We start from the raw sequence: 17,560 nt of genomic DNA, 5'->3' as shown, positions 1-17,560 counted from the left end.
CGCTGCCGTCCAGGTCTTGCTGTTCCGTCAACCGATCCCCGTCATCCCAGGCAAACCGATAACGTTCTCCGTTCTCGTTGATCAGCGCTTGCAGCCGACCAAAGCTGTCATAGCCGAACTGCACCTGCCGGCCATGGGCATCGGTGCGTTGGCGCACCTGGCCGCGGCGGTTGTGTTGATAGCGCGTGGTGTGGCCGGCCGGGTCGGTGTAGGCCGTCAGTTGGCCGCTGATATCTCGCTGGTACTGCTCGCTACGGCCGTCGGGTAACTGGCTGCTGAGCAAGCGGCCTTGGGCGTCGTAGTGGAATTGGGTACGTTCGCCGAGGGCGTCGGTGATGACTTGCAAAAAGCCCTGCTCGTTGTAGCTGAACCGGGTCGGGTACCCCGAGCAGTCAATGTGCTCGAGCAGTTGCCCGAACGGGTTCCAGCGCAGTTTTTTGCTTTTGCCCGTGGCATCGATGATCTCGACGACCTGGCCGTGGGCGTCATAGCGATAGCGGGTGACGTGGCCCAGCGGGTCGATGGCGACGGTGCAGTTGCCGCGTTGATCATAGCGGTAGCGCCAACTGTTGCCGGCGGCGTCGGTTTGCACCAACGGCAGGGCCCAGTGTTCCAGCCACAACGTCGAGTCGCTGCGCCCCAGGGGGTCGGTTTCGCCGATGAGGTTGCCGGCCTCGTCGTAGCTGTATTCATAGCGGCCACCCTGTGGGTCGGTGGCGTTGAGCAATTGGCGCTCGTCGTTCCATTCGAACAGCCAGGTCTGGCCGAGGTTGTCGCTGTAGCGGGTGACCTGGTGCTGGCTGTTCCAGTGCCGCGTGCTGACACGCTGCAAGCTGTCGGTAATGCGTGTGGTGCCGGCCTGCAAGTCATAGTCGAACCGGTAGGCATCGCCTTCATTGGTCCAATGCTTGACCACGCGCCATTCCAGGCTATCGATCAGGGCCCACTCATAAAAGCAGTGCAAGCCGCTGGGCAACTGGTGTTCCACCATGCGCTGCCCGGTGTCGTAGGCAAAACGCCGTTGCACCTGGCCGCTGGCATCGCGTACCTCGGCCAGGTTGCCCATGGCGTCGTAGCCGTAGCTGGCGAGTACTTCGCGGCGTTGATCGGGGTACACGCGCTCGAGGCGGGCCACGTGCAGCGGGTCGCGGATCAGTTCGACCTGCACCAGATCAAACGTGTCGCGCAGCCGCACCAGGCGTCCTGCGTCGTCATAATCAAGGTAGATACGGTTGTCGTTGCGGTCACCCAGTTGGCTGAGGCGCAGCCGCGACGGGTTTGCCGGGGTGGGCTCGAACAGGCGATACACACCGTCGTCGCTTTCAATCAGTAACGGCCCATCGCGGTGGCGCCGTACAGCAAGCCCTTCACCGGCACTGAACACTGCGCCGCCCAAGGGGATGGCGCCCATATCGATGGGCCGGCCCTGTTCGTCGGTATAGACCAGGGTGTCGCCGCCTTCGGGATGGGGCTGGATTTCGACGCACACTTCATACGGCACACTCCAGCCCGTGCCAAACAGGCTGCCACGGCGTTCGTCGCGACTGTTGTAGAAGCGCTGCCAATCGATCGGCAACAGGCCGGGCAGGACGAAATCCAGTTCCTGGTCATCGCCCAGCACCTTGGCGCCGGTAGCCGCATGCACCGGGTTCGAGGAACCCATGGCCGCGTTGGCCGCTGCGCCCATGGCGCTGCTGACGGCCATCGACGCGGCACCGCCCGCCAGCATGCAAGGTAGTTTGCTGAAAAACTTGCCCTTGCCACCTTTGAGCATCAGCAGCACCGTCACTGCCAGCCCGACCCCCGGGGTCTTGCCGCTGCGAATCTCGCGTACCACCACCGAACCGCCGCCAATAGTGACGTTGGAGGAGATCAGCCCGGAGGACACCACCTTCGCATCGCAGGTGCTGCGGTCGCCGCTGCGCACGGCGGGCTGGCCGTTGATGGTCACCTTGTCCGAGCCTTCGGCCATGAACTGCGGCGGCATCGGTGGGTGCTTCATGCAAAGCACCAGGTCTTCCAGCTTGGTCTCCGTGCCTGGCGCAGGCGAAGCCACGGTGGGGCGCCACATCTGTGAGAAGAACTCGCCGGCCATGTCCAGGTAGCTGGCTTCTTCTTCAGGTGCCGGCATTTCCAGCTCGGTACCGGCCGGTGCCACATGTGAAACAACCGCCCCGGCCGCGCGGGCGGCGGGGATGTTATTGGTGAGCGTGTCGAAGGAGCCGGTGAGGATGTTAGCCTGCACCGTCGGTGGGAACAGCGCGTTGCCGATGCCCTCGCATAGATTGCTCAGGCCCTTGTCGGCCCCGCTCTTGCTCATCGCAAGGCCCACCACCACGCCGACCACCGCGCCCAGCAGGAAGCACCCCAACCCGCCCGTGACAACGGTGATCCCGGTGGCGGCCACCACCGCCGCCGTGGCCAGTGCGGTAATCGCGATGTTCGCCGCCACCTCCAGCACGCCGCCGAGAATGTCGGCCATCATCGAGGTGTGTTCCATCGCATCGCCCAGGCGTGCGGCCCATAACGCGTCAGACATGCAAGATGCCCATCACGCAGGCACGTCGAACGACAGCGAATTTTTGATAGTCGCCCAGTGCGCCGCTTCGGCATCGCCGAGCTTGTCGGCTTTCACATAGCTCAAGGCGAGCATCTTGCGCGTACCCGGCAACACCAGGGCGAGTTGATACTGGAACACCTTGTCATTGCCCTTGCTGAACTGGCTGCGCAACTCGATCCCTTCAACCTCCTGGGCAGCACCCAGGCGCACGGGCACGCTGGGCAGGCAGCGCAAGTCCTGCACCTGTTTTTCCAGGCGCTTGAGCTGGTCGTCGAAGTTGCTGTGCAAGGTTTCGCCTTGCGCCAGCAAGCTGCGGCTGACGATCAGTGAAGTCCCCAGCTCCGGGAACTTGAGGATATTGATCGTTGCGTCCTGCAGCTCGCCGGCGGGCAGTTGGAACTGGAATTCGTTGATGCGATACGTCATGGCAAACAGGTCTCGTCAGGAGCTTTTGGGCGTGGGGAACGCGGCTTTGATGTTGGCGTCGATGCTGGTTTTTATGCCCTGGCCATCCGGTGTGGCGCCAGGCCCGCCGCCGTTGTTGAGGTGCAGCACGCCGCCGGTGTTGAACTCGGCGTCGCCGCTGGCATAGAAGCTGATTTGCACGCCAGTGAGGTTGATTTGCCCGCTGGCGTTCAGCTCGAGGATGCTTTGCCCACACACCAGGCGCAGGTTTTCGCCGACCTCGATGACATAACTCTGGCTGATGCTGTCGGTCTTCTTCTGGCCCACCGAGAGCACGTCTTCCTGCTTGACGATGCGCAGGCGGTTGTTGCCAATGGTCACCGTCTCGTTGTGCCCGATGCTCTTGTTGCGGTCATGCCCCACCGAGTGGCTTTCATCCACCTCCACCACAATGTCCTGATTGCGCTCGGCATGGATGTACAACTGCTCCAGGCCCTTCTTGTCCTCCATGCGGATTTCATTGAAGTTCGCCGGGCTGCCGCCCTTGCTGGAGCGGCTTTTCATCCCGCTTTGGGTGGCGTTTTCCGGCAGGTCGTAGGGCACCGTCTGTTCGGCGTTGTAGACCCGGCCGGTAATGATCGGGCGGTCCGGGTCGCCTTCGAGGAAGCTGACAATCACTTCCTGGCCGATGCGTGGGATCTGCATCGAGCCCCAGTTTTTCCCGGCCCAGGATTGCGACACGCGAATCCAGCACGAGCTGTTTTCGTTGGATTGGTCGTGGCGGTCCCAATAGAAATGCACCTTCACCCGACCATACTGGTCGGTCCAGATTTCCTCGCCCTTGGGCCCGACCACCAGCGCGGTCTGCGGGCCTTTGACGACAGGGCGATGGGTGTTGGCCAGTGGGCGGAAGCTCTGTTGTGCGTCGATGCAGGTCAGGCTGCTGTCGAACTGCGCCGACGCCGCGCCGCCGCCGGATTCCAGGCGTTCTTGGGTGATGTAGTAGCGCGCGGCAAGAATCAGGTATTCGCGGTTCTGGTCGCGGCGGCTGAAGCCGGTGAGACTGAACAGATGACCAGAGCCCAGGCCCCGTGCATTGCCGCTGAACTCCACTTGTTCGTGCAGGGTTTGCAGGGCTTCGATGCGGGTACGTGCGTAGTGTTCGCCGTCTTCGCTTTTGACGTAGGTGCCGGGGTAGTCGTACAGCGGATAATCACCGGCGGTGTGCGGGCGCGGCATGGCCGAGCGCACGTCGATGCTGGCGCTGGGGCGCTGGAAGTCGTAGTCGTTGAGCTCAAGGGAACCCGGCTGGACTTGCTGCGCCAGGTGCCAGTTGTGCATATGGTCGCGTTCGCGCTGCTGCTCGTCCTTGGGGTAGTAGGGCACCGAGGTGTAGCCGGGCACCGTGGTGTGGGCGCCATAGGCATCGGCCAGCACCAGCACATGGCGATCCTGCTCGTGACGGAAGAAGTAGTAGATGCCTTCCTGTTCCATCAGGCGGCTGACGAAGTCGAAGCTGGTCTCGCGGTACTGCACGCAGTATTCCCACTCGCGATACGGCCGGCTCAGGGCGTCTTCGAAGTCGGAAAACCCGAGGTCGCGAAACACCTGCTTGATGATCTGCGGGATGCTCAGGTTCTGGAAAATCCGGCAGTCGGAGGTACGGCTCAGCAGCCACAGCCACGGGCGCAGCGTCACCTGGTAACTGGCGAACTGGCCTTGGTCGATGTTCTGGCTGCAGCGCGCGACGATCCCATGGAAATACCGCTCGCCACCGTCCGCCAGTTGCAGACCGACGCTCATCGGCTTGCCCAGCAACTGGTTGAGGTCGATGTTGGCGTCCAACGAGTTCAGTTGCAGCTCGTAGCTGAACAGCCGCCCCAGCTCTTCGCCGCCGCCCATTTCATTGAGCAGCAGCACATCCGGCCCCAGGGGGCTGGTGATCTTGGCCAGGCGTGAGGCTTGGTTGAAAAGCATGGGTTGTCCCGTAAGTGTCTTAATAACTGAAGAAACCGAATCCAATGTGGGAGCGGGCTTGCTCGCGAATGCGGTGTATCAGTTGATACATCCGGTGACTGACTCACCGCATTCGCGAGCAAGCCCGCTCCCACATTTGGATAGCACTTCGTCAGGTTATTCGGCGTCGCTGAAGTCGTAGTGCAATTCGTTATCCCGGCTGCCGATCCGCACCCCCGCCAGCGCCTTGCCTTCGAGCATGCGCGTGAGGAACTCGCGGCTCATGTCCGGCAGCAGGCTGTTGGTGAGGATGGTGTCGATCATCCGCCCGCCACTTTCGGTTTCGGTGCAGCGCGAGACAATCAGGTCGATCACCGTGTCGTCGTAATCGAACGCGACTTTGTGGGTGTTCTCCACGCGCTTCTTGATGCGGTCCAGTTGCAGGCGGGTAATCGCCTTGAGCATCACATCGCTGAGCGGGTAATACGGAATCGTCACCAGGCGCCCGAGCAGGGCGGGTGGGAAGATCTCCAGCAGCGGCTGGCGCAGGGCCTTGGCGATGTCTTCCGGGTCGGGCACGTTTGCCGGGTCTTTGCAGACGTGGGAAATCAGCTCGGTGCCGGCGTTGGTGGTGAGCAGGATCAAGGTGTTCTTGAAGTCGATCACCCGGCCTTCGCCGTCCTCCATCACGCCCTTGTCGAACACCTGGAAGAAAATCTCATGCACGTCCGGGTGGGCTTTTTCCACCTCATCCAGCAGCACCACGCTGTAGGGTTTGCGCCGCACGGCTTCGGTCAGCACGCCGCCTTCGCCATAGCCGATATAGCCCGGTGGCGCGCCCTTGAGGGTGGACACGGTATGGGCTTCCTGGAACTCGCTCATGTTGATGGTGATCACGTTCTGCTCGCCGCCGTACATGGCTTCGGCCAGGGCCAGGGCGGTTTCGGTCTTGCCCACGCCCGAGGTGCCGGCCAGCATGAACACGCCAATCGGCTTGCTTGGGTTGTCGAGGCCGGCGCGGGAGGTCTGGATGCGCTTGGCGATCATCTGCAAGGCGTGGTCCTGGCCGATGATGCGTTTTTTCAGGTGCTGGTCGAGGTTGAGCACCGTCTCCAGTTCGTTGCGGGCCATGCGGCCTACCGGGATTCCGGTCCAGTCGGCGACCACCGAGGCTACGGCCTGGTAATCCACGGTCGGCAGAATCAACGGGGTTTCACCCTGCAGGGCACTGAGGCGCTGTTGCAGGTCCACCAGTTTTGCGCGCAACTCGTCGTTGCCGCTGTCGACAACGCCGGCTTTCTCGCGCAGGGTCGCGCGGGTAGCGAGCAACTCGTCCACCAGGGTTTTTTCTTCGGCCCAGCGGCTTTCCAGGCTAGCCAGGCGCTCGCGTTCGGCACTCAACAAGGCTTCGCTGTTGCTCTGGCGTGCGCCAATGGCGATGCCGATGGCATGCTCGCGGGCGATGATTTGCAGCTCGGTTTCCAGGGCTTCGATGCGGCGACGGCTGTCATCCACTTCTGCCGGCACCGCGTGCAGGCTGATGGCGACGCGGGCGCAAGCGGTGTCCAGCAGGCTCACGGATTTATCCGGCAACTGGCGCGCCGGGATATAGCGGTGGGACAGTTTGACCGAGGCTTCCAGGGCTTCATCGAGGATCTGCACCTGGTGGTGCTTTTCCATGGTCGAGGCCACGCCGCGCATCATCAGCAGCGCCTTGTCCTCCGACGGCTCGGCCACTTGCACCACCTGGAAGCGGCGGGTCAGCGCCGGGTCTTTCTCGATATGCTTCTTGTACTCGGCCCAGGTGGTGGCGGCCACGGTGCGCAAGGTGCCACGGGCCAGGGCCGGCTTGAGCAGGTTGGCCGCATCACCGGTGCCGGCGGCGCCCCCGGCACCTACCAGGGTGTGGGCTTCGTCGATAAACAGGATGATCGGTTTTGGCGACGCCTGGACGTCTTCGATGACCTGGCGCAGGCGCTGTTCGAATTCGCCTTTCATGCTGGCGCCGGCTTGCAGCAGGCCCACATCCAGGCTGCGCAGCTCCACGTCCTTGAGCGCTGGCGGCACGTCGCCGGCAACGATGCGCAGGGCAAAGCCTTCGACCACGGCGGTCTTGCCCACCCCGGCTTCACCGGTGAGGATCGGGTTGTTCTGGCGCCGACGCATCAGGATGTCCACCAGTTGGCGGATCTCTTCGTCACGCCCCACGATCGGGTCGAGCTTGCCGCTACGCGCCTGTTCGGTCAGGTCCACGGTGAAACGCTTGAGGGCTTCCTGCTTGCCCATGGCACTGGGGGCCATGGCGCCGCTGGCTTCGCCCGGCACGGCACCGGCATTGAAACCATCGCTGGCGCTCAGGGCGTTTTCCGGCGAATCACCGACATATTCATCAAAGCGCTCGCTCAGGGCCTCGGCCTTGATCTTGTTGAACTCGGACGACAAGCCCAGCAGTGCATGCCGCAGGCTCGGCGTCTTCAAAATGCCCAGCACCAGGTAGCCGGTGCGCACCTGGCTTTCGCCAAACATCAGGCTGCCGTATACCCAGCCGCGTTCCACGGCTTCTTCCACATGGGACGACAGGTCGGTGATCGACGTCGAGCCACGGGGCAGGCGGTCCAGGGCTTCGGTGAGGTCTCGGGCCAGCCGTGCCGGCTCGATGTTGAATTGGCGGATGATGCGATGCAGGTCAGAGTCCTGCAGTTGCAGCAACTGGTGAAACCAGTGGGCCAGTTCCACGTAGGGGTTACCGCGCAATTTGCAGAACACCGTGGCGGCTTCGATGGCCTTGTAGGCCACGCTGTTGAGTTTGCCGAACAGCGCGGCGCGACTGATTTCACCCATGCTCTGGATTCCTTGAGGTGGTGGCTTGATCGGCGTAATGCCGGGCCAGGATTAGGTCGTTGGCGTCTTGCCCGGGTTGGCCGAGCCAGGTGTTGAAACCCAACCGGAACTGCCCGTTGAGTTGCAACGGCGGCACTTGCGGTTGTTGAAGAATCAGGTTCAGGTCCCAGTCCAGTTCATGGCCCAGGTATTCGGTGACCCAGGCCACCAGCTCATTGAACGGCTGGCTGCCGGGCAACATGCCCATGTAGTCGTCGAGCGTCAGGGGCCCGAGGCGGATACGGAATTTGTGCTGGCGGTCCCACACATGGCTGCCCAGGCAAAAATCCACGCCCAATTGATTGGCACTCACGCTGACCCGGCTGCGCTCGGGCAGCTCCAGCCATTGGCCGACGTACTCTTCAATCTCCACCGGCAAGCCGAAATACTCGCTGAGAATTGCCTTCAAACCGTCCGGGTAGCGGGTTTGCGCCGAGAGGTGGCCGCTGTAGTGCAGTTTTGCGGTATCGGGGATCAGGCCCTGGTCGAGGAGGCTGGGCATACCGCGGCCGCTGAGCGCCGCCAGGCGTGCGGACCAGTAATCATCGTCGGGGCGGTCGTGGCTGACGGTCGGCCGCGCTTCGGCCCAGGCCCGATAAAACAGGGTCAACAGGCGGTGGTGGAATACATCCAGGAAGCGCTTGCTGGTGCTGTCGGCGTTGTTGCGCTGGCGTTCGCGCACGTATTCGGTGATGTGCAGCGGCAACGGCCCATTGGGGCCGCCGAGGCCGAAAAAGAACTGCTCCAGGCGCGCTGGCGTGCCGTCGCCGCCGGGGTTCACCGACGCCAGGGTGGCCGGGGCGAAGGTGCAGTCAGCCTGTTGCCCGAGGCGCAACGGGTCATCGGCCAGGCGCAGGGAATGCCCCAGGCGCGGCAGTTGGGGAGATTCGCACTCGATACGGCGCAGCGCCTGGAAGAAGTCATATTCCCAGGGCTCCTGATGCATCGCATCCAGGGTACTCACAGGGTCGGACGCCGTCCGGGCTTGGCTTTCCATCGCATGATCTCGCCGCGTTCGGTGGTACGAATCACCGTCTCGGTAAAACTGTTGATCGACACGTAACGCGCCAGGAATCGTTCCAACACTGCACCGAGCAGGAATACACCGGTGCCGCGGAACGCGTTTTCATCAAATTCCAGGGTGATTTCCAGGCCACGGCCAAACACGATCGGGCCGGGCATCGGCAGGCGCCGTGTCACCGCTTTGCTGCTGACCTCGCGCAGGCCCTCGATCTGCAATTGCAGGGCGGCGTCGTTGCTGTCGCCATACAGGCGCAGCAGTTCACGCAACGCCGCGGCACCCTGGCCTTCGCTCAGGGACAGGTAGTTGAGCGACAACTGGCTGATCAGGCGCCAGGCCTTGGCGTCATGGGCGTGGCTGGCGCGCGGGCGGCTGGGCCCGGCGACGCAGCGCACCGCCAGCACCGGGGCACTGTCGGCCAGGGTGAAGTCGGTCTTGCCGTTGCCCACGCTCATGAACAGTGGCAGATCGCGGTTGGTGCACAACGCGGTCACGCCCAATTGGCGCAGGTCGTGGCGGTAGGGCGCTTGCTGGCTGTCCACCAGGCTGACAAAGGTCTCGCTGCCCACATACGTGGAGCGCGGGCCATTGCGCCGCTGGTCGCTGGACAGCACCCGCGGCTCGCGGCGCACGCTGTAGTAACTCTGGTCGCGGCCGTAGCGCGACGGATCACGCACGGCGTAGAACGGCAAAAAGGGTTGCTCCGGCCCGGTGCCGTGGCCGGTGATGGCGCTGAGGGAGTGGATCTCGAAGTCCATGGGCCGGGTGCGGTCGGCAATCACATGGTGTTCGTTGACCCGCTCGGACAAGTGAATCCGGTCCACCCGTTTGGGGAACAGGTTGATCGCCGGGGTGCAGAAGGGCACGAACTGCGCAGCGCCAACACTGCCTTCCAGGCTGGGATCGTGGCGGTCGAACAGCACGATCAGCTCCAGTTCCTGGCCATCGCAGCGTTGTACGGCGCGGCTCAGTTCGGCGAATTCGACGAACAGGTAGCGATGGGGCAGGGCGAAGTATTCCTGCAGCAAGCGGTAACCCTGGAAGGCTCGCGATACCACGGGCATCGCCGCATCGGCGTCGTCGAACCCGCGCGAACGCAGCGCGTCCTGTGGCAGGCGCTCCACCCAGTCACCGCCGGGTTGGCGCGCAAACACCGCGCACACATTACCCAGCAATTGCTCGTAGAGGCGGAACGGCTGCTCATCGGCGCCGCTCAGGTACAGCGGTAGATTGTCCAGGGCCAGGCTGTTGAATGGCAGCTCGGCGCCGGTGCGCAGGGTCAGGCGCAAACCGGCCTTGGCCTTGGGCTCACTGGCGGCCAGGCGCCCGAGCACGGCGGACGGGTTGCCAAAGTAATCGGCCTGGCTGACCTGCAACGGCCACAGCGTCACCGGGTGGGCGGTGCGGTACTCGCAGCAGGTCTGGGTTTCGCGGCCCAGGGCTGCGCGCAGTACGGTATCGCGGGGCAATGGAAATCCGCTGGTCAGGGAGCCTTCATCGGGGTCGGCCTGCAACTGCACCACGGTCATCGATGGGGTCGGCGCCAGGTAGTGCGGGTAGGCGATTTCCAGCAGGTTATGGGTGAAGGTCGGGTACTCGGCGTCGAGTTTGAGCTGCACCCGGGCGGTGAGATACGCGAAGCCTTCGAGCAGGCGCTCGACGTACGGGTCGGCGCAGTCCATGCCGGACAGGGTCAGCCGACTGGCGATCTTCGGGTATTCCTTGGCGAACTCCGCGGCGCTCTCGCGCACGTGATGCAGCTCCTGGTTGTACAGCTCCAGCAGGCGCGGGTTCATGGGCGCCTCCGCTGGTCGGCGTTGACCACGCGTACATGGCCAGACTCCAGGTCCAGGTCGGTTTGCAGCAGCAGACGCAAGGGCACCGGCTGGGCCCACAGGTCGCCTTCGATCTCGAAGCTCAAGGCGTTGTGGTTCATCTCGCCATGGGCCACACGCGCCTTGACCCGCAGGGTGTGGCGCAGGATGCGCGGCTCAAAGGTGGCAATTGCCTGGTAGATCAGGGCTTCCAGAGCATTGATATCGACGCTCGACGCACTGTTGCCCGCCAGCGCCGGCAGGCCGTAATTGATCACTGACGTCCCGGCCGGGGTGTGCAGCGTGGCATCGGCATTGAGCAGCGAGGTGGTATTGAGCAGCCACGCCAGGTCCCGCAGCACCGAGGCTTTGAGCTGGGTCAGGGACAGCACGCGCTTGTCGGCGCTTTCCTTGGGGTTGCTCGGCTCGTCGTCGGTCAACCGGTCCAGCAGGGACGGTTGCAGGCGGTCGCGGGTGGCGATTTCGGTTACCACGTAAAGAGTGCCACGAAGTTTTTCTGGTCCATAGCCCCAAGCAGACAACGACCTCCGTTGGCAACCATAGACGCCTCCAAGCGACCTTCAATATGTCTGATGGCTTGATACTGAGAGCGACACTCCTGGCTCGGTGCAGGTTCTGGTGCAAAGTGCTGCACAATGATGATCTGTGCATTGTTAAAGGTCTCGACCCTTGGCTGGTCCTTGCGGTCGACGCTGAGATGGCAAGGCCAAGGCATATCCAGGGTCAACAGGCTCTGGTCGGGCTTTCGCAATGCACAGCGTTGTGCATGATTCTCCAAGGTCAGTCGTTGACCTCCAACCACCACCTCGGGGTTTGATTGGGTGGCGTCGATTTGCTCAGCTTGCTCCGCACAGGCATTCAGGCTCAACAGCATGCTCACTGAGAGTACGCATTGCAGGGTGCGTTTGATCATTTCAACTCCCAAAACCAGACCTGCCGGGACCGGTGCGCCTGGTCGGCGAAATCACCTGTTACTGAACCTCGATTCCATAGGTCAATATGGTCGCCGGTACGAGCGTCCAGAGATTGGCCCATCCGGGCAAAACAATCTTTGAAGAAAATAATTCCGGTTTTTTGGTAAAGCGTACGGCGGTCCTCGGCGCTGCCCGTAAGAATGGTTGGGCGACCGAGATGATGACGCCACAGCCAGTTAGCCAGCGACTCCGCGCCTCTGGCGTGGTCATGCGCGCATTTGGGTTCGCTATACGTCGATTTGTTTACCTTGATGGTTTTTTCGGCGTTAAGCGTGATGCTCATACGGATGGCGCATTGGTTGTCCCAAGGACCGTCACAGGGTGTTGATGTTGTGGGGTAGTTCGCCCACAAATTGATAAACGAAGGTTTGGCCATGACTCAGATACCGAAAAGAGGAAGGTCGAAATTCGAGCAAGCACCAAAACCCCCGGCGCGTTGCGCCAGGGGTCTTCGTATCAACGCTTGGTGTTGGAACGGATATTCCAGCCGAACTTGATCGGGCCGCCGTCCTTGGTGCCGTCGGCTTTCTGCGGCTGGTAGTCGACCATCACCTGGGCAAAGTTCAGGGTGACGTTTTCGGTCAGGCGATCATCGCTGCCCGAGCCGCCGGTGCTCAGGGACGTGATCAGCACTTCTTCAAGGTTGATGATCATGTACTCGACCTGGCTTTCGCCGCCGGCCTTGCGCACGGTCAGCTTGACCTTGTCGATGTGCTTGCCGCTGGCGCAATGCATCATCAGGTTAGGCGAAGCCTTGTCGACGTACTTGGTCAACGACAGGTCCTGGATATTCACCTTGCCCGCGCCGCCGCCACTGCCAACGTGCATGTTGCCGGACTGGGCCATGCCCCAGCTCCAGTTCAGCACGTCGATTTCGTCCTTGTGGGCCTTGTCCATGGACTCGCCCTTGATGTCGCCGATCTTGATGAAGATATCAACAGCCATGTTTTCTCCCTGTGTGGTCTGAGCCACGATATTTGTTTACGCCGCCGACCCCTGTAGGAGCGAGCTTGCTCGCGAAGGTCGTCAACGGTGACGCGGGCATCCTGAATGAACGCAGCGCCTTCAAGTTTTTCGCGAGCAAGCTCGCTCCGACAGGGAGCGAGCCAGTCCCGATTTTTTACGCGCTTTTTGCCGAAGGCAGTTTCGATACCAGGCGCAGCGACACGGTCAGCCCTTCGAGCTGGTAGTGCGGGCGCAGGTAGAACTTGGAGTTGTAGTACCCCGGGTTGCCCTCGACGTCTTCCACGATCACTTCGGCGGCAGCCAATGGGTGCTGGGCCTTGGTGGTTTCGGTGGAATGCGCAGGATCCCCGTCGACGTAGTTGAGGATCCAGTCCTGCAACCAGCGTTGCATCTCGTCCTTCTCTTTGAAGGAACCGATCTTGTCGCGCACGATGCACTTCAAGTAGTGGGCGAAACGGCAGGTGGCGAACAGGTACGGCAGGCGTGCAGCCAGGTTGGCGTTGGCGGTGGCGTCCGGGTCGTCGTATTCGGCTGGTTTCTGCAACGACTGGGCGCCGATGAACGCGGCGAAGTCGGTGTTTTTCTTGTGCAGCAGCGGCATGAAACCGTTCTTCGCCAGCTCCGCTTCACGGCGGTCGCTGATGGCGATTTCGGTCGGGCACTTCATGTCCACGCCACCGTCATCGGTGGGGAAGGTGTGAGCCGGCAAGTTTTCCACTTCACCGCCGGACTCCACGCCACGGATGCGCGAGCACCAGCCGAAATGCTTGAACGAGCGGTTGATGTTCACCGCCATCGCGTACGCGGCGTTGGCCCAGGTGTACTTGGAGCTGTCGGCGCCGTCGGTGTTTTCTTCGAAGGCGAAGGCTTCCACCGGGTCGGTCTTGGCACCATACGGCAGGCGCGCGAGGAAGCGCGGCATGGTCAGGCCGATGTAGCGCGAGTCTTCCGATTCGCGCAGCGAACGCCAGCCAGCGTATTCCGGGGTGGTGAAGATCTTGGTCAGGTCACGTGGGTTCGACAGTTCCTGCCAGGAGCCCATGCCCATCACGGTCGGCGATGCGGCAGCGATGAACGGCGAGTGCATGGCGGCGCAGACTTTCGACAGCTCGCCCAGCAACTCCACGTCAGGAGGCGACTGGTCGAAGTAGTAATCGCCCACCAGGCAACCGTAGGGTTCGCCACCGAACTGGCCGTATTCTTCCTCGTACATCTTCTTGAAGATCGGGCTCTGGTCCCACGCGGTGCCCTTGAATTTCTTCAGGGTCTTGTGCAGGTCAGTCTTGGAGATATTGAGCACGCGGATCTTCAGCTGCTCATCGCTCTCGGTGTTGTTGACCAGGTAGTGCAGGCCGCGCCAGGCGCTTTCCAGCTGCTGGAAATCCGGGTGATGGATAACCTGGTTGACCTGGGCGGTGAGCTTGGCGTCGATGGCGGCGATGATCGATTCGATCGACTTGATCGCGTCGTTGGATACCAGGTCCGTCTGCGCCAGGGCCTGCTCGGCCAAGGTGCGCACGGCGGTCTCGACGGCTTCGCGGGCACGCTCGGTCTTGGGCTTGAATTCTTGCAGCAGCAGGTTTGCAAACTCGCTGGCTTCTTGGGTGGTACCCAGGTTCTGGGCGCCTTCGCGGGCGGTGTCGGTCATGATTACTGGTCCCCAGCAGGTTTGGGCGCGCTCGCAAGGGCCTGCAGCAATGCCGGGTCCTTGATCGCTTTCATGATGATTTCTTCTGCGCCGGTCTTGCCGTCCATGTAGGTCAGCAGGTTGGCCAGTTGGGTACGGGCTTCCAGCAACTGGTTCAGCGAGTCGACCTTGCGCGCCACGGCGGCGGGGCTGAAGTCGTCCATGCTTTCGAAGGTGATATCCAGGCTCAGGTTGCCTTCGCCTGTCAGCTCGTTGGGTACGTGGAATGCCACCCGCGGCTGCATGGCCTTGAGCCGCGAGTCGAAGTTGTCGACGTCCACTTCAAGGAACTTGCGGTCCGCGACCGGCGCCAGAGGCTCGGCGGGCTTGCCGGCGAGGTCGGCCATCACACCCATCACGAAGGGCAGTTGGACCTTTTTCTCGGCGCCGTAAAGCTCGACGTCGTACTCGATCTGCACTCGAGGCGCACGGTTGCGCGCGATGAATTTCTGAGAACTTTGCTTCGCCACGTTGCTGCTCCTGGTCGCTTGAGCGACGGTGTTGTTACTGCAAAGCCTGGCGACTTACTCGCCGTCCGGGCCACGCAGGTTTTCAAATTGGGACATGCCGTCGGGAATCAGATTGCGCACGATGGCCGCAAAATCGGCGTGCACCAGGTTTTTCGCCCGGTTCAACAGTACCGGCAGCGGGCTGGAAGGCTCGTGCCGGGTGTAGTACGCAAGGATCCGGTCCAGGTCGCGCAGCACCTCGTCGCGGCTGGCGATCTCGCCAGCATTGCGGGGGGCTGCAGGGGCGCTAGCGTGTTCGACCGAGGCGTGGCTGTCGTCACTGACCACCTCGGGTTCACGGCTGTCGTCGCTCTGTGCAGTGAACTGGCTGAAAATCTGCAGGGCCTGCTTGAGCGGATGTTTCAGCGCGCCGAGGTCCACGCCCTGGGCGGAACCGACTTGCTCGCTGACGTATTTTTCGATGTTTTCACAGGCCGCACGGGCCTCGACCAGGGCGGCGTGGGTGGCTTGCAACGGCTCCGGGTCGCTGTCGAGGAAGGCGGCGGCCAGTTGCTCGGCACCGAGGCTCTCGCCGGGAAAACTTTGCAGGCCGCTGGCATTCAGGGCACCACGCAGGCTCACGGCGCCGAACGCTCGCGAGCGCGTAAGCACGCTTTCGCGCAGCAGGCGGATGTTCGTGTCGCAGGTCAATCCGGCGAGGGCATTGATGCGTACGGTGGGATCGTTGTCGTCATCGGCATCCAGGCGCGGATGCAGGTCGGCCCAGTACTGCTGGAGCAGTTCGCTGATCAGGGTGAGGGCGCTGGCCAGCCCGCCGACGCCTTGCAGGGCGAGGGAGCTTTGCAGCAAAAAATGGGTGATGCGCAGGTCTTTGCTGCGCTGCAGCAAGTCCAGGCTCTGTTGCTGGATGCTGCGCCAGTCTGGGGGCTCGGCGGGCAAAATAGCGTCGCCCATGCTGCGCTCGGGTTGACCCTGGGCAGCACGTTCCAAGTGCAGGAAGTCCGCGTCATATTCCAGGTCTTCGCCACACGGCAAAGTCGCGGAAACAGCGGTGAGCAGCAACGGCACATCCACTAAATTCGATCTCCATATCGGCCCTTTAGTCTCGGGCAGTGCATGCGTTAGTTGCGCGGTTTAGTTGCGCAATTTATCGGCATGTTTTCTTGGTCAGGCCAGCACATTGATTTCAATGTGCCACTACTTATCTTCAAGAAGTTGTGCATTTTTGGTGTAGTAGTTATGCGTTGTCAAGGTAAGCTATTCGCCCTGTGTGACAGATGTGCGGTGTTTAACATCCTATGCAACCCGTGGGTCAAAGTAGGCGCTGCCTGAGGATTTTTGTCACATTTGCCGGTTAAGATCAGCGATCATGCTGGTAAAAGCAGGCTTCTAAGGTTGTTTAAAGGATTTGTCGAGACGCGCTTGGGAAAGTATTTCCCTTGGCCGACCGCGCGTGAGGTTCAGCAAGGAGGCAAGATGTCACTGTGTTTGACTATCACTAGTTATCACAAGATCACCCCAGGTCAATGTCCGGAAAAGTCCATGGATAATGGAGTGATGGCTATTGGCCGCTCTAGTGAAAACGACTGGATATTGCCTGATCCAGAGCGTTTGGTCTCCGCGCAACATTGCGTTATTCAATACAAAGATGGCCGTTACTATCTAACCGATAACAGTACTAATGGTGTGGAATTGGTTAATGCCGGTATTCGTTTGCGCCGGGGGAACAGCGAGCCATTGCAAGATGGTGAGTTGATCCGGATCGGCGATTACGAGATCCAGGCACGGATTGATTGCGGGGTGAACGTGACAGGCTCCCAGCCTTTCGCCGCCGATGCCTCCAACAGTTTCGAAGCGCTCATGGGCCGCCAGGGTGCGGGGGTGGCCGCGCCGCTGCCAAGCACCCCGGTGATTGCGCCGCAGTTCCAGGGCGCGTCGTCGATGGATACGCTGCCGGACCTGTTCGATTTCCTCACACCAACGGCGGTGCCGCCGCCCAGCCAGCCTGACCATGTGCCGGCCGAGCAGCATGATTTTCGCCCGCCCGTCGCTGTTAACGTGCCTGTGCCCGAGAAGCCGGCGACCCCGGGCTCGGTGATTCCGGAAGACTGGGACCTGCTTGGCGAAACACCCGCGCCGCCGCTCAGCACGCCACCGCCCATCGCGCCGCCTGAACCTCCTGTGGTCGAGCGCCCGCTGCCGCTGGCAGACGCCACCCAGCCCGATTTGCTGCAAGCCTTCCTGCGCGGTGCCGGTCTTGATCACCTGCGCCTGGACAAGGCCCAGGCCGAGGCGCAGATGGAAAGTATCGGCCGCAGCTACCGGCTGATGGTCGAAGGCCTGATCGACGTATTACGTGCGCGCAGCAGCCTCAAGGGCGAGTTCCGCATGCAGCAGACGACGATCCAGCCGGTGGAAAACAATCCGTTGAAATTCGCCCCGAATGCCGACGAAGCGTTACTGCTGCTGCTTCGCCACGGCAACCAAGCGTTTATGGCGCCGGACCTGGCCGTGCGCGACAGTTTCGACGACCTGCGGGCCCACCAACTGGCGGTGATGGCCGGTGTCGAAGCGGCCATCAAACATCTGCTGACACGCTTCGAACCCGCTCAACTGGAAGAGCGCATGGGCAAGCCTGGCGGGCTGTCGAGCCTGTTCAACGGTTCGCGCCAGGCCCAGTACTGGCAACAGTTCACCGAGCTCTACAACAGTATTTCCCGTGAGGCCCAGGAGGATTTCCAGGACCTGTTCGGCCGTGAATTCAGCCGGGCCTATGAAGCACACAGCGCACGCCAGCGGCGCTGAA

The 17,560-nt window shown here is 62.1% G+C and carries 14 protein-coding genes; 1 reads left to right on the top strand and 13 read right to left on the bottom strand.

What is annotated here, in order from left to right; all coding sequences use genetic code 11:
• From BHC62_RS01755 to tssA, 13 genes are all read right to left on the bottom strand, one after another.
• Positions 1–2,539: DUF6531 domain-containing protein (locus BHC62_RS01755; protein ID WP_176770961.1), on the bottom strand; the 2,539-nt coding region annotated here is incomplete at its 3' end.
• A 12-nt stretch (positions 2,540–2,551) separates the two neighbouring features.
• Positions 2,552–2,986, bottom strand: coding sequence for a DcrB-related protein (locus BHC62_RS01750; protein WP_029289896.1), 435 nt, complete (start codon positions 2,984–2,986; stop codon positions 2,552–2,554).
• Positions 2,987–3,001: 15 nt separating this feature from the next.
• Positions 3,002–4,942: a type VI secretion system Vgr family protein gene (locus BHC62_RS01745; protein ID WP_070994074.1), complete on the bottom strand. Its 1,941-nt coding sequence runs from the start codon at positions 4,940–4,942 to the stop codon at positions 3,002–3,004.
• 156 nt (positions 4,943–5,098) lie between these two features.
• Positions 5,099–7,762 carry a type VI secretion system ATPase TssH gene (tssH, locus tag BHC62_RS01740; RefSeq protein WP_070994073.1) on the bottom strand — a complete coding sequence of 888 codons (2,664 nt, stop codon included), beginning with the start codon at positions 7,760–7,762 and terminating at the stop codon, positions 5,099–5,101.
• Positions 7,755–8,798, bottom strand: coding sequence for a type VI secretion system baseplate subunit TssG (gene tssG, locus BHC62_RS01735; protein WP_029289890.1), 1,044 nt, complete (start codon positions 8,796–8,798; stop codon positions 7,755–7,757). The genes tssH and tssG overlap by 8 nt, the downstream gene beginning before the upstream one ends.
• A complete protein-coding gene (gene tssF, locus BHC62_RS01730) occupies positions 8,762–10,618 on the bottom strand; it encodes a type VI secretion system baseplate subunit TssF (protein WP_070994072.1) in 1,857 nt (618 codons plus the stop codon). The genes tssG and tssF overlap by 37 nt, the downstream gene beginning before the upstream one ends.
• Positions 10,615–11,130 (bottom strand): type VI secretion system baseplate subunit TssE, encoded by a 516-nt coding sequence (gene tssE, locus BHC62_RS01725; RefSeq protein WP_029289885.1) that lies wholly within the window; start codon positions 11,128–11,130, stop codon positions 10,615–10,617. The genes tssF and tssE overlap by 4 nt, the downstream gene beginning before the upstream one ends.
• Complete coding sequence (locus BHC62_RS01720) at positions 11,124–11,570, bottom strand: hypothetical protein (protein ID WP_070994071.1); 447 nt, start codon at positions 11,568–11,570, stop codon at positions 11,124–11,126. Before BHC62_RS01720 ends, tssE begins: the two co-directional genes overlap by 7 nt.
• Positions 11,567–12,007 (bottom strand): type VI secretion system amidase effector protein Tae4, encoded by a 441-nt coding sequence (locus BHC62_RS01715; RefSeq protein ID WP_070994070.1) that lies wholly within the window; start codon positions 12,005–12,007, stop codon positions 11,567–11,569. Before BHC62_RS01715 ends, BHC62_RS01720 begins: the two co-directional genes overlap by 4 nt.
• Before the next feature lie 80 nt (positions 12,008–12,087).
• On the bottom strand, positions 12,088–12,576 hold the full coding sequence (locus tag BHC62_RS01710) for a type VI secretion system tube protein Hcp (protein WP_029289879.1): 489 nt from the start codon (positions 12,574–12,576) through the stop codon (positions 12,088–12,090).
• A 175-nt stretch (positions 12,577–12,751) separates the two neighbouring features.
• Positions 12,752–14,245 (bottom strand): type VI secretion system contractile sheath large subunit, encoded by a 1,494-nt coding sequence (tssC, locus tag BHC62_RS01705; RefSeq protein ID WP_070994069.1) that lies wholly within the window; start codon positions 14,243–14,245, stop codon positions 12,752–12,754.
• Between the two features lie 2 nt (positions 14,246–14,247).
• On the bottom strand, positions 14,248–14,754 hold the full coding sequence (gene tssB / locus BHC62_RS01700) for a type VI secretion system contractile sheath small subunit (RefSeq protein ID WP_010207547.1): 507 nt from the start codon (positions 14,752–14,754) through the stop codon (positions 14,248–14,250).
• 54 nt (positions 14,755–14,808) lie between these two features.
• A complete protein-coding gene (tssA, locus tag BHC62_RS01695) occupies positions 14,809–15,828 on the bottom strand; it encodes a type VI secretion system protein TssA (RefSeq protein ID WP_070994068.1) in 1,020 nt (339 codons plus the stop codon).
• 402 nt (positions 15,829–16,230) lie between these two features.
• On the opposite strand from tssA, the gene tagH reads away from it, so the two are divergent.
• Complete coding sequence (gene tagH / locus BHC62_RS01690; protein ID WP_070994067.1) at positions 16,231–17,559, top strand: type VI secretion system-associated FHA domain protein TagH; 1,329 nt, start codon at positions 16,231–16,233, stop codon at positions 17,557–17,559.
• The last annotated feature ends 1 nt before the right edge of the window (position 17,560 follow it).

Origin of the sequence: Pseudomonas sp. 06C 126 (assembly GCF_001855215.1) — a bacterium.
Taxonomy (GTDB): domain Bacteria; phylum Pseudomonadota; class Gammaproteobacteria; order Pseudomonadales; family Pseudomonadaceae; genus Aquipseudomonas; species Aquipseudomonas proteolytica.
Note: the sequence above shows the minus strand (reverse complement) of the source record. Positions and strands in the feature narration are given on the sequence as shown.

Coding starts and splice junctions, on each gene's coding strand:
- BHC62_RS01745 (WP_070994074.1), bottom strand. CDS start 4,942: ATGCTTTTCAACCAAGCCTCACGCCTGGCCAAGATCACCAGCCCCCTG.
- tssF (WP_070994072.1), bottom strand. CDS start 10,618: ATGAACCCGCGCCTGCTGGAGCTGTACAACCAGGAGCTGCATCACGTG.
- BHC62_RS01715 (WP_070994070.1), bottom strand. CDS start 12,007: ATGGCCAAACCTTCGTTTATCAATTTGTGGGCGAACTACCCCACAACA.
- BHC62_RS01710 (WP_029289879.1), bottom strand. CDS start 12,576: ATGGCTGTTGATATCTTCATCAAGATCGGCGACATCAAGGGCGAGTCC.
- BHC62_RS01720 (WP_070994071.1), bottom strand. CDS start 11,570: ATGATCAAACGCACCCTGCAATGCGTACTCTCAGTGAGCATGCTGTTG.
- tssH (WP_070994073.1), bottom strand. CDS start 7,762: ATGGGTGAAATCAGTCGCGCCGCGCTGTTCGGCAAACTCAACAGCGTG.
- tssC (WP_070994069.1), bottom strand. CDS start 14,245: ATGACCGACACCGCCCGCGAAGGCGCCCAGAACCTGGGTACCACCCAA.
- tagH (WP_070994067.1), top strand. CDS start 16,231: ATGTCACTGTGTTTGACTATCACTAGTTATCACAAGATCACCCCAGGT.
- tssG (WP_029289890.1), bottom strand. CDS start 8,798: ATGGAAAGCCAAGCCCGGACGGCGTCCGACCCTGTGAGTACCCTGGAT.
- BHC62_RS01750 (WP_029289896.1), bottom strand. CDS start 2,986: ATGACGTATCGCATCAACGAATTCCAGTTCCAACTGCCCGCCGGCGAG.